The organism is Fervidobacterium sp. 2310opik-2, from assembly GCF_011057735.1.
Classification (GTDB): Bacteria; Thermotogota; Thermotogae; order Thermotogales; family Fervidobacteriaceae; genus Fervidobacterium; species Fervidobacterium nodosum.
On the sequence record NZ_LNGG01000010.1, the window covers coordinates 22,665 to 32,847 of the forward strand.

The following is a 10,183-nucleotide window of genomic DNA, read 5'->3' on the forward strand; positions in this document are numbered from 1 at the left end:
CTAATGCTAAATTCTAATCGAAATAACTCACTAATTCATTATAACATAATTTCTAATTTTCGTGTATAATATAAATGAACAATTTTGAAATTTTTGTTCAAGGAAGTGATAACAAGTGGCAGACGTTCTTGACCAAGAATTAATGGAAAAAATACGTATGGTATCTCCAGGAACAAGATTGAGAAAGGCATTAGATGATATTATGCAAGCACAAACAGGCGCGCTGATTGTATTTATAGACGAAGAAGATATAAAAAATAAACCAGGTATTTTTCAAATTGGCTTTAAAATAGATTGTCCATTCACGCCAGAAAAACTATACGAACTTTCAAAAATGGATGGAGCTATAATAATTGATGAATCGGTAAGTAGAATAATTGCAGCTAACGTACATGTAATACCAGACTCATCTATACCAACAAACGAAACGGGTACACGTCACAGAACAGCGGAAAGGATCGCAAAACAGCTTGGAATAATGGCCTTAGCCGTTTCAAAAAGAAGAAATGTCGTCACACTATACTACAAAGACAAAAAATATGTATTTGAAAATATAAATTTTGTTCTAACCAAAGTCGGTCAAACAATAAATGCCTTAGAGAGGTTTAGAGAAGAATTTGACAAAAACCTATTAACTTTAGACAAATTAGAAGTTGAAGGTAACGTCCCATTGGATTTTGTATGTGAAACATTGATGAGAGGAATAGAAATAAAGGTTATATCGAATAATATATCTGTCAATATAATTGAGCTCGGTAACGAAGGAAGGCTTTCTTCTTTAAGGCTTCGCGAAGTGTTGAAAGATTTGAATGAGATACTAACTTTGATGATAATGGATTATTCAAAAAGGGATTTAAGTGAAGAAGAAGCTAAAAATGTATTGGAAAGCATTACAAAATTAGAGCATAGATTATTACATATCGCAAAAGCGCTTGGATATGATTTAAATAATCAGCAACAAGTATCTGAAACATTTGTTAACCCGAGAGGATACAGGGTATTAAGAAGAGAAATTCACATACCAATCAATATTTCACAAAATCTTGTAAAATCATTTCATTCTCTATCTAACATCGTTAAAACCGATGCAAATAACTTACAAAAAGTTGATGGCGTTGGTAGGAAGCGTGCAAAAGCAATTATAAAAACGCTAAGACAAATGAAAAGAGGGAGAGACTGAGTCCTCCCTCTTTTCATTGATATTGTAAGATTATATGAGATGCACAACAATTCCGCTCTTCAATTTCGGCTCAAACCAAGTAGATTTAGGTGGCATTATCTTTCCTTCATCAGATACTTTAAGTAAGTCATCTATAGACGTTGGATACATTGCAAACGCAACTTTAAATGAGCCACTATCAACTAACCTTATTAACTCTTCGATTCCAAGAATTCCACCTACAAAATCTATTCTCTTATCTGTTCTTGGATTTTCAATTCCAAGAATTGGTGCGAGTAAGTTATTTTGTAATATCGATACGTCAAGAGATGCAATAACATCATTTTCATCGTAAGTACCAGTTTTCGGGACTAATTTGTACCATTTTTTGTTTAAATACATTCCAATTGTATGCTTTGACTCGGGTTTGTAAACTCCATCAATTGGTGTTACATCAAATTTTTCGGATACTTTTTTGATGAATTCCTCTTCACTATTTCCGTTTAAATCCTTCACTACACGGTTGTAATCTAATATCTTTAATTGGTTATGTGGAAATAGCGCTGCTAAGAAGTAATTGAACTCTTCCTCGCCAGTATAATTCGGGTTTTCGTTTCTGAAATCTATAGCCGCTCTTACCGCTGCAGCAGCCCTGTGGTGACCGTCTGCAATATAAAAAGCTTCCACATTTTTGAAGGCTTCCGCGATTTTATTTATTTCATTTTCATCTTTTAATACCCAAACAATGTGTCGTACACCTGATTCATCAGTGTAATCATATTCTGGTTCACCTGTTGCGTGTTTCATTATAAGATGATCTATTTCAGGTTGGGATTTGTACATTAAGAAGACAGGTCCTGTGTGTGCCTTTACAACCTTTACATGGAGTGCTCTTTCATCTTCTTTATCTTTTCTTGTCAATTCATGCTTTTTAATTTTGTTTTCAATATATTCATCTACAGAAAAAGTCGCAAATATACCAGTCTGGACATGGTCTCTCCATTGTTGCTGATAGATATAAAATGCTGGTTTATCTTCAACAAACATAAAGCCTTGTTCTTTAAGCCACTCAAGGTGTTTTCTTCCTGTTTCTAAAACTTTTGGGTCGTGTGTATCTGCAGAGTGCTCAAAGTTTATCTCAGGTCTTGAGACTTTGTAAAACGTGTATGGATTGTTCTTTGCAACTTCCCTTGCTTGTTCTTCCGTAACAACGTCGTATGGTTTGGCAGCTATTTTACTTACCATATCTTTTGTGGGTCTTAATGCTTTAAAAGGTCGAACAATCATATACGAAACCTCCCCTTAAACTTATATTTTTCCTACGTACAATGGGAATTGTTTACAAAGCTCTATAACCCTATCTGATACTCTCTTAGCAACTTCCTCATCGACATTTCCTTCCTCATCCTTAACATTTTTCAACACCGTAACGATGAGATCAGCAATTTCTTCCATCTGTTCTTCTTTCATACCTCGTGTCGTGAGCGCTGGTGTTCCAAGTCTAATTCCACTTGCCACAAATGGTGACCTTGTTTCATTTGGAATTGTGTTTTTGTTAACTGTAATATGACAGTATCCAAGTGCTGTTTCAGCTGCTTTACCTGTAACATTGAGAGGATTCAAATCAACAAGCATCAAGTGTGTATCAGTACCTCCAGAAACAATTCTTAATCCTCTATTTTCGAGGGCTTTAGCAAGCGCTTTAGCGTTCTTAACAATTTGATTTTGATAAGCTTTAAATTCATCAGAGAGTGCTTCTTTGAAGCAAACAGCTTTAGCAGCTATTACGTGCATTAAAGGTCCACCTTGTATACCTGGGAATATTGCTTTATTTATCGCCTTATATATTTCCTCATCATTTGTAAGTATCAATCCACCACGAGGTCCCCTTAACGTCTTATGTGTTGTACTCGTCACAACGTGCGCATATTCAAGTGGATTTGGATATATTCCTGCTGCCACAAGACCTGCAAAATGTGCCATATCAACAACAAGATATGCACCAACTTCATCTGCTATTTCCCTAAATTTTTTGAAATCGATAATTCTTGAGTAAGCACTACCACCGGCAACGATAATTTTTGGCTTATGTTCCAAAGCAAGTTTTCTCACTTCATCGTAATCGATGGTTTCAGTCTGTGGATTGACACCGTACTGAACAACTTTGTAAATTTGTCCTGAGAAATTCACACTTGCACCGTGCGTAAGGTGTCCACCGTGGCTAAGCGACATACCCATCAACGTACTTCCTGGTTCAGCAAGTGCGAAATAAGCTCCCATATTTGCTTGTGAACCTGAATGTGGTTGGACATTTGCATATTTTGCATTGAATAATTTTTTAGCTCTTTCGCGTGCCAAATTTTCTGCAACATCAACCCATTCACAGCCACCGTAATACCTCTTCTTTGGATATCCCTCTGCGTACTTATTCGTCAACACACTTCCCATGGCTTCCATTACCGCGGGTGAAACGAAATTCTCAGATGCGATAAGCTCTAAGCCATATTCCTGCCTCTCCCATTCTTTCATTATAACTTCGTAAATTTCTGGGTCAGTCTGCTTAACAAATTCCCACATGCTAACACCTCCAAGTTAATTTTGTGATAACTTGTTATGATTACTTACATTAATTATAAACACTTTTAAAAAAATCGTGGAATTTAAAAAATTCCACGATTCATTGAAATTTATTCACTTTAAAGAGCTTTTCATATAAAAATTTTTGAATGCTTATTTTTGATAGCTCTTAAGATATTCTTCCAAAAATCCTTTTATAGTACCGGTCATAACAATTATTATGTCCTTTGTCACAGAATATAATTTATCAAACTTCCCTTCTTCTTCAAGCTTTCTGAAATCTTCAATCTCTGGAACTCTCTCGTAAAGTATGTCTCCAAAAGCTTTTTTCAGCTCACTATGCACTTGCGGGAATTTGGAATAGCTGTACATCATGACTTCGTTTATTAATTTTTCGTAATTCTTTGAAACATACCTAGCAGGGGTTTTTTCTATTATCTTTACAACTTCTTCTCTGTTTTTTGAGTACACTAGCAAATATACCAAATAGTTATCGTATGTATAATGCGCATTGTTAAGCATCTTCATAACTTTTTTGTCGAAAAGTGATGTTAAAACCTCCCAAAACGTGCCAGGACTTTCATGATAAGGTTGGAATAAATCCTCAATGTAATGCAATGCATAAGATAAGAACCTGTATCCCCAGTATTCATCTCCTTTTTCAAATGCCTTTTTTGACATATCAACAAAGTACAAGAACGATTTATCGCCTTCGAATGCCTCAATAATTCCAAGTTTGTACCGCATGTGTCTTACTCCTTGACTATTACCAATCAAAGCCTGCATAGGAGATAAATTAAGTCCTTCATCCATTCCAAAATCAGGAAATTGAGCATAAATACTTAATAATTGAAGTGCAGGTATTTTTCCATCAATTGCTGGTTTATCTTCTGGAAATTCGCTTATGTTTAATGGATCAAAAAATTTCCTTTGCCCAGCAAAGTCGTATGTGTAATAATATTTTGTATTGTATACTCTTGTTTCTTTGTAAGAGTATGGTGTTATCTGAACCAATTTATCAAGAGGTACATTTAACGATTTTGCTAAAAAGTACGTGTAGACTTCGTGGCCACTCCATGCGAATATAACCGCTTGTGTCATCAACAGTATTGAAAACACAAAACCAAAAACAATAACTTTCTCGTAACTTTTTATGAGTTTCACAGCGCTCACCCCTTATAATTAAGTTTTATCAATTACCGAAAAAATAAACTAAAACTTCTGGAAATCTCTTTGCCCAAGCACTTTCCGAATGTATAGCACCTCTATCTTCCATGTAAAGGACTTCCACATTACTCTTTTTTTGAAGCAATTTATACATATTTCTTGTATCGTTTACATAAACATCAGGATTTGAACCTTCCATTGTTCCAATGTCCATGTATATTATCGTTTCATTCGGAACTTCTGTAGAATTAATAAATTCAAATACTTTTCTGTCGGAAAACCAAAATGATGGGCTCATAACACCAATTTTTGAAAATACATTATTGTATTTTAAACCGATATATAGAGATATAAACCCACCCATTGAAGACCCAAGGATTGCGGTATTTTCCCTGTCTGATAACGTTCTAAAATTGTTGTCTATAAAAGGCTTAAGGGTGTTTACTATAAATTGTGCGTAAAGTTCACCTTTTCCACCACCGTAATTTTTATCAATCCACGGTGAATATTCGTTTATCCTTTCTGAACCTGCATTATAAATACCAACTATTATGATTGGTTTTATAACGCCTTCATCAATTAACTTCTCTGCACTTTCATCAGCAGACCACTCGATGCCACTGAACGAAGTAGATGCATCAAAAATATTCTGACCATCGTGCATATACAAAACAGGGTATCTGTCATTTGAACTTTCATAGTTAGGTGGTAAGTAGATAATTATATTGCGTTTATTACCAAGTTCAGGTGAATAAAAATCTTTTATAAGTTTTATATTTCCCGTATAAGTTGACTTTAATCCTGCACTTTGCTTTTCCACAAAATCCCTCCAATGGTAAACTTTTATTTTAACTTCCATATCCTTATCTACCAAAATAACCCTATTCGGTATTTCTTCACCCTTTTCACCCTTCTCAACATTTTCCCATGAACCCCGCGTTACTTTGTACTCGATTTTTCCGCTTAACTCAAATGTACCTTTGAAGATGTTGCTTTCGCGTTTCAAAACGTAATTGTTATCCGATGGATTCCAACCATTGAAATTACCCGCAATGTACAATTTTGCATCTTCTGGCGTGTATTCTGGGACTTCAACAATAAACGTTACATAATAAGCAAAAACACTTAAAGCCGTCATTATCAAAACCAAAGTAAATTTTTTCATACCTTAAATTCCCCCTTTATCTATTTTGAATTACAAATTTTTTCGCGAGTTTATACTTATTTTATCACAAAATATTTATTTCTAAAAATTTAACTGAAAGAGTTCTTAATATGGACGATAATAAGTTTGATAAGAATAGATTGTCAATCTGAGTTATACATTAGGAGGTGAAATGATGAGAATAGCCGAATATGAAGCTAAATTAGAAGCTACAAATTTCTCACTAAATTATTCAAAAGTTTCATCTTCTTTTAGAAAATACAGAACACCAGACAAAATAGAAATTGTAATAAACGAAAAAAAGCCTCAAATAGACGATAAAACCTTGCAGAAGATAAAAATCATCAAAGCTATGCTCGAAAAATTAACAGGAAAGAAGATAAAAATATATCTCCCAGGTTCAAGTTACGAAATTCAAATTAATAAACAAGCTGGACAGGATGTTGTTGAGTTTGAAAATGAAGAAGAAAACCTCGACATACAATATTCTAATTTCTCAGCGTTGGGAAGTGTCAAAACAAAAGACGGAAGAACTATAGACTTTTCGATTGAATTAAAAGAATTTCAGTTATCTTATTCTTATCAAAAAACATCGGGAAAAGTCGTTGATCCACTTGTAATAGATTTAAAATCCAAAACAGGAAATGAAAAAATAGTTGAGCTTGATTTGAATTTCGATGGTGAAAAAGATAAATTCTACATAGGCGGTGGCATAGGATTACTTGTTTACGATAAAAATAATAACGGAAAAGTTGACGACGCAACAGAACTCTTAGGACCTATATCCGGTGACGGATTTTCAGAACTTTCAAAGCTTGATAGTGACAAAGATAATTGGATCGATGAAGATGATTTGGAATTCTTAAAACTCAAAATATGGACAACGGATGAAAATGGTAAAGAAAAACTCATTGGTTTGCTTGATTTGAATGTTGGTGCTATATTCCTTGGGAACGTTACTACGCCATTTGACTATGAGAACTACGTCGTAAGGAGTACAGGAATATACTTGACGGAAGATGGGCAAGTTGGTACTGTGAGACAAATCGATTTAAAAGTTTAAAAATAATTCAAAATGCAAAAACGAAATCCGCGTAACCTCACCTTATAAGTTCGTTCACCCGAAAGGGTGAACTTTTTTTAAAATTTTGGTATAATTTTATATCATCAAGTATATTATCAAGAAACTAGAGAAAAAGGAGAGAATATTTTATGGCAATATCACCTATCGAACTCAGACATAAGCTTCATAGCAATCCCGAATTAGCTTTTAATGAATATAAAACACAAAACATCTTGATACAGTCTCTTGAATCTTTGGGGTTAAGACCTATTATCATAGCAAAGACGGGATTAATTCTCCACATAGAGAAAGATAAAACCAAACCTTCGATATTGTACAGAGCTGACATGGACGCACTTCCACTAGTTGAAGAAACAGGATGTGAGTTTTCATCAACAAATGGAAATATGCATGCATGTGGTCATGATATACACATGGCGGTTATGTATGGAGTTATAAAGGAGATAGTTGAAAAAGATATTCCAGGCAATTATGTATTTGTCTTTCAACCTGCTGAAGAAACAATAGGTGGCGCAAAGTACGTTATCGATGAGATGCGAGAAAAATACAAAGTAAAATACGCAACAGCACTCCATGTAACTGATGAGTACAAGCTTGGGGAGTTCGCTTCAACTGAAGGTACACTGTTCGCATGTGCTATGGAAATTACGGCAAAATTCAAAGGTTTATCTGCACATATTGCTCAAAAACATAGAGGAATAGATGCGTTAAAACATGCTGTAGAATTCCTACATGAGTTTTATCATTCAAACATCGATACCAACGAATATGGAAAAAGAGTTTTGACTGGTTTTGGAAAAATGTTTGCTGGAAATGTAAGAAACGCCGTTGCAGATTACTCAGAAGTTCAAGGCTCCATTAGGGGCGAGACACTTGAAATAGTCCTTCAAACATTTGAAAAGATATCACAAAATGCACAAAAATATAATGGAACGATAGAAAAAGGGAGCTTATATCCACCTGTCGTAAACAATAGCAAACTTGTTGAGAAATTCCGCGATTTCGTGTCGAAATCTGGATTAAACTTTATAGATTGTGGTATGAAATACACAGGGGAGGATTTTGGATTTTTCACCATGAAATATCCATCACTGATGTTCTGGGCAGGAGTGAGAACTAACGATATCCAATACGGATTACATAATCCCAAGTTCCTCCCATCGGATGAGGTTATTCCATTTTTGGTTGATTTTATGGTAAAATGGCTAATAGAATTATCTCAGGTAAGCATTCATTAACTAAGCATTCCTGTAAGGGGGGACATAAATGATAGTATTCATGACTGATTGGGGCAGTTCTCATTATGTTGGTATATGCAAAGGAGTAATGAGAAGTATAACAAATGATGAAATAGTTGATTTAACTCACTCAATTACGCCGTACAACGTTAGAGAAGCTATGTATATTTTAGATAGAAGTGCAGATTGGTTCCCCGAAAAGAGTGTTTTTTTAGTAGTCGTCGACTACGGTGTTGGAACAGCCAGAAAAGCAATTGCAGTGGAAACCGACAAATATTATTTCGTGGCTCCTGATAACGGAGTTTTGACACTCGTACTTGAACGTTACCAACCGAAAAGCATAATCGATTTGGTTAATAAAAAATATCATCTTGGAAGCTCGAAAACATTCCATGGAAGAGATATATTCTCTCCTGCTGCTGCGTATATAACAAAAGGTATTTTTAACGAACTAGGCACAAGATTACCTAATTACGCAACGATACCATATAGGAAAGCCCATAAATCAAACAATGTAATACACGGTGAAATTGCGTATTTTGACAGATTTGGAAACGTTGAAACTAACATACCATTCTCCTGGATAGCTGAAAAAGATTCCGTAAATCTAAAAATAGGAAATAAAACATATCAAATTCCTGTCGTTGAAACGTATGCGGATGTTGATGAAGGCGAACTTTTAGTGCACGAAGATAGCACAGGGTATGTAGAAATAGCCATAAACAAAGGAATTGCACGTGAAAAATTACGTTGTATTGAAGGATGTGAAATAGAAGTTCACATTTAAATTTTAACCATTGAATCGTAGAATTATTTAGGAGGTGAATTATGAAAAAGTTAACAATCATAATTCTTGCGGTTTTTCTATCGCAAATTGTTTTTTCTGGAATTTTGTACGATTTTACTTATCAATTCCTAAAAAGCCGAAAAGTTCCAGAACAACACGCGATAGTCATGGCTAAAACCTTGGAAGAAGAAACAAAGATAATACCAAATCTTGATCCCCTTTTGGCACTCGCTTTTGGTCTCACGGAAACCGGCTTTGTCAACACATTCGGTGACAACAGTAAAGCCGTTGGGTATTTCCAAATACACGAAAATGCTCTTTTCTATGTTGCAAATTTTTATGAAGACGTGAGAATTTTTAGAAAGAGCTTAAGTTCACATTCGGAGTTAATAAGATATCCGGATTGGCAATTGAAAATTGCATACAGGTATTTATACTTAACACTTAAAAACGTCCACAAATGGGATATTACAATGGCAATTTCAGCATACAACGGCCGTAAGGATAGATACAACGAATACACAATTAAATTTTTTAGAAATTATTCTGATGTTATAAATGAATATTATCAATTTTCGAAAAGCTATTTAGCGAAAAAATGAAAATTAGTATTCGGTAAAAGTTTTTTTGAAAAAGATGCTGTTAACTAGTAGTGATGATGGAAGCTAAAGCTGTAATCATCTCATTTTCGTTCTCATATAACTTGCATAGGTTCCTTACTACACAAAAACCATTTACATAGTACCGTATGTTGCTAAATTTCTTGAAGCTCCTTTTCGCCCTAACAAACATCTTAAATAACGAAAATTTCGATTCACATTCGTTGTTTTTACCTAGTCTTACTTCTCTGTGCTCAACATTATCAAAATTTAGTTTCACTGCTATCTCGTACGCTTTTAGTCCATCGGTTATTAACTCTATTTGTGTGTTTTGTTTTCTTTGACTAAAGTATTTATCTAACAATATCTTAACTTGTGACATATCACGATATCTTGATACATGCCAA

10 protein-coding genes are annotated in these 10,183 nt (G+C 34.5%); 5 read left to right on the top strand and 5 right to left on the bottom strand.

Going from position 1 to position 10,183, the window contains the following annotated elements; translation table 11 throughout:
• The first annotated feature begins 115 nt into the window (after positions 1–115).
• Positions 116–1,180 (top strand): DNA integrity scanning diadenylate cyclase DisA, encoded by a 1,065-nt coding sequence (disA, locus tag AS161_RS04895; RefSeq protein WP_206518777.1) that lies wholly within the window; start codon positions 116–118, stop codon positions 1,178–1,180.
• 30 nt (positions 1,181–1,210) lie between these two features.
• Here the strand turns inward: disA and AS161_RS04900 are convergent, their stop codons facing one another.
• The 4 genes from AS161_RS04900 to AS161_RS04915 form a co-directional block, all read right to left on the bottom strand.
• Positions 1,211–2,446, bottom strand: coding sequence for a DUF1015 family protein (locus AS161_RS04900; protein ID WP_011993276.1), 1,236 nt, complete (start codon positions 2,444–2,446; stop codon positions 1,211–1,213).
• A 21-nt stretch (positions 2,447–2,467) separates the two neighbouring features.
• Entirely contained in the window at positions 2,468–3,736 is a 1,269-nt protein-coding gene (glyA, locus tag AS161_RS04905) for a serine hydroxymethyltransferase (RefSeq protein ID WP_011993275.1), read from the bottom strand.
• A gap of 153 nt (positions 3,737–3,889) precedes the next feature.
• Positions 3,890–4,900: a hypothetical protein gene (locus tag AS161_RS04910; RefSeq protein WP_206518778.1), complete on the bottom strand. Its 1,011-nt coding sequence runs from the start codon at positions 4,898–4,900 to the stop codon at positions 3,890–3,892.
• Between the two features lie 28 nt (positions 4,901–4,928).
• A complete protein-coding gene (locus AS161_RS04915) occupies positions 4,929–6,068 on the bottom strand; it encodes an alpha/beta hydrolase-fold protein (RefSeq protein WP_164542004.1) in 1,140 nt (379 codons plus the stop codon).
• Between the two features lie 175 nt (positions 6,069–6,243).
• Here AS161_RS04915 and AS161_RS04920 point away from each other — a divergent pair, with 175 nt between their 5' ends.
• From AS161_RS04920 to AS161_RS04935, 4 genes are all read left to right on the top strand, one after another.
• The gene (locus tag AS161_RS04920; RefSeq protein ID WP_011993272.1) at positions 6,244–7,131 is read left to right on the top strand and encodes a hypothetical protein; all 888 of its coding nucleotides are present in this window, start codon (positions 6,244–6,246) and stop codon (positions 7,129–7,131) included.
• 149 nt (positions 7,132–7,280) lie between these two features.
• Positions 7,281–8,390: a M20 family metallopeptidase gene (locus AS161_RS04925; RefSeq protein WP_206518779.1), complete on the top strand. Its 1,110-nt coding sequence runs from the start codon at positions 7,281–7,283 to the stop codon at positions 8,388–8,390.
• Positions 8,391–8,418: 28 nt separating this feature from the next.
• Complete coding sequence (locus AS161_RS04930; protein WP_011993270.1) at positions 8,419–9,177, top strand: SAM-dependent chlorinase/fluorinase; 759 nt, start codon at positions 8,419–8,421, stop codon at positions 9,175–9,177.
• Positions 9,178–9,218: 41 nt separating this feature from the next.
• Positions 9,219–9,779, top strand: a complete 561-nt coding sequence (locus AS161_RS04935; RefSeq protein ID WP_164542005.1) for a hypothetical protein — start codon at positions 9,219–9,221, stop codon at positions 9,777–9,779.
• A 40-nt stretch (positions 9,780–9,819) separates the two neighbouring features.
• On the opposite strand, the gene AS161_RS09225 is transcribed toward AS161_RS04935, so the two are convergent.
• A partial coding sequence (locus tag AS161_RS09225) for a DDE-type integrase/transposase/recombinase (RefSeq protein ID WP_206518780.1) occupies positions 9,820–10,183 on the bottom strand: 364 nt, incomplete at its 5' end.

Coding starts and splice junctions, on each gene's coding strand:
- AS161_RS04930 (WP_011993270.1), top strand. CDS start 8,419: ATGATAGTATTCATGACTGATTGGGGCAGTTCTCATTATGTTGGTATA.
- glyA (WP_011993275.1), bottom strand. CDS start 3,736: ATGTGGGAATTTGTTAAGCAGACTGACCCAGAAATTTACGAAGTTATA.
- AS161_RS04920 (WP_011993272.1), top strand. CDS start 6,244: ATGAGAATAGCCGAATATGAAGCTAAATTAGAAGCTACAAATTTCTCA.
- AS161_RS04935 (WP_164542005.1), top strand. CDS start 9,219: ATGAAAAAGTTAACAATCATAATTCTTGCGGTTTTTCTATCGCAAATT.
- AS161_RS04900 (WP_011993276.1), bottom strand. CDS start 2,446: ATGATTGTTCGACCTTTTAAAGCATTAAGACCCACAAAAGATATGGTA.
- AS161_RS04925 (WP_206518779.1), top strand. CDS start 7,281: ATGGCAATATCACCTATCGAACTCAGACATAAGCTTCATAGCAATCCC.
- AS161_RS04915 (WP_164542004.1), bottom strand. CDS start 6,068: ATGAAAAAATTTACTTTGGTTTTGATAATGACGGCTTTAAGTGTTTTT.